Here is a 1,172-nt window from a genome sequence, read left to right on the forward strand (position 1 = left end):
CGGTCTTTGTCGGTGATGGGTGGGGTGGTGGTGTGTGGGGTGTTGTCGATGGTGAGCCAGTTGATGGTGTGGGGGAGGTGTGGGTGTGTGGGGGTGGTGGTGAGGCCGATGGTGGTGTGGGAGTTGGTGGTGATGTGGGTGATTCGTTGGGTGGGGTGTGTGGGGTCGATGGGGAGGAAGGCGGCGCCGGTTTTGGTGATGGCCCAGATGGCGATGATGGTTTCGGGGGAGCGGGGGATGGCGATGGCGACGATGTCTTCGGGGCCGATGTGGTGGTGGAGGAGTTGGTGGGCGAGGTGGTTGGAGCGTTGGTCGAGTTCTTGGTAGGTGATGTGGTGGTTGTTGTGGATGATGGCGGTGTTGTGGGGGTGGTTGTGGGCGGTGGTGGTGAGGAGGTCGGGCAGTGTGGTCGGTGGTGTGGGTGGGGGTCCGGTGCGGGTGAGGAGGTCGGTTTTTTCGGTGGGGTCGAGGATGTCGATGGTGGCGATGGGTTGGGTGGGGTTGGTGGTGATGGCGTGCAGGATGTGGAGCCATCGGTGGGTGAGGGTGTCGATGGTGGTGGGGTTGTAGAGGTCGGTGGCGTAGGTGATGGTGGCGGTCATCTCGCCGTTGTGGTTGTCGGTGAGGATGATTTGTAGGTCGAATCGTGCTGTGGGGGTGGGTGGTTCGGTGGGGGTGATGTCGAGGTGGGGGAGGTGGAGGTGGGGTTGGTCGAGGTTTTGGAAGGCGAGGAGTGTTTGGAAGAGGGGGTGGTGGGAGCGGGTGCGGTGGGGGGTGAGGTGGTCGACGAGTTGTTCGAAGGGGATGTCGGCGTGTTGGAAGGCTTGCAGGTCGGTGTTTCTGGTGCGGGTGAGCAGGTCGGTGAAGGGTTCGTGGGGGTTGATGTGGGTGCGCAGGACGAGGGTGTTGACGAACATGCCGATGAGGTCGTCGAGGGCGGGGTCGCCGCGTCCGGCGATGGGGGTGCCGATGGGGATGTCGGTGCTGTTGCTGAGGCGGGCGAGTAGGACTGCGAGGGTGGCGTGGATGACCATGAACAGGGAGCAGTCGTGCTGGCGTGCGAGGGTGTGTAGTGCGGTGATGAGTTCGGTGTCGAGGGTGTAGGTGGTGGTGGCGCCGTGGTGGGAGGCTACTGCGGGGCGGGGGCGATCCACCGGCAAAGACAACTCCTC

General features: G+C 63.8%; 1 protein-coding gene. It reads right to left on the minus strand.

Translation table 11 applies throughout. The features are described from left to right. Nucleotides 1-1,154: condensation domain-containing protein (locus ACWEO7_RS39635; RefSeq protein WP_452431012.1), on the minus strand; the 1,154-nt coding region annotated here is incomplete at its 3' end. Between the last annotated feature and the right edge of the window lie 18 nt (nucleotides 1,155-1,172).

The organism is Nocardia sp. NPDC004260, from assembly GCF_053603155.1.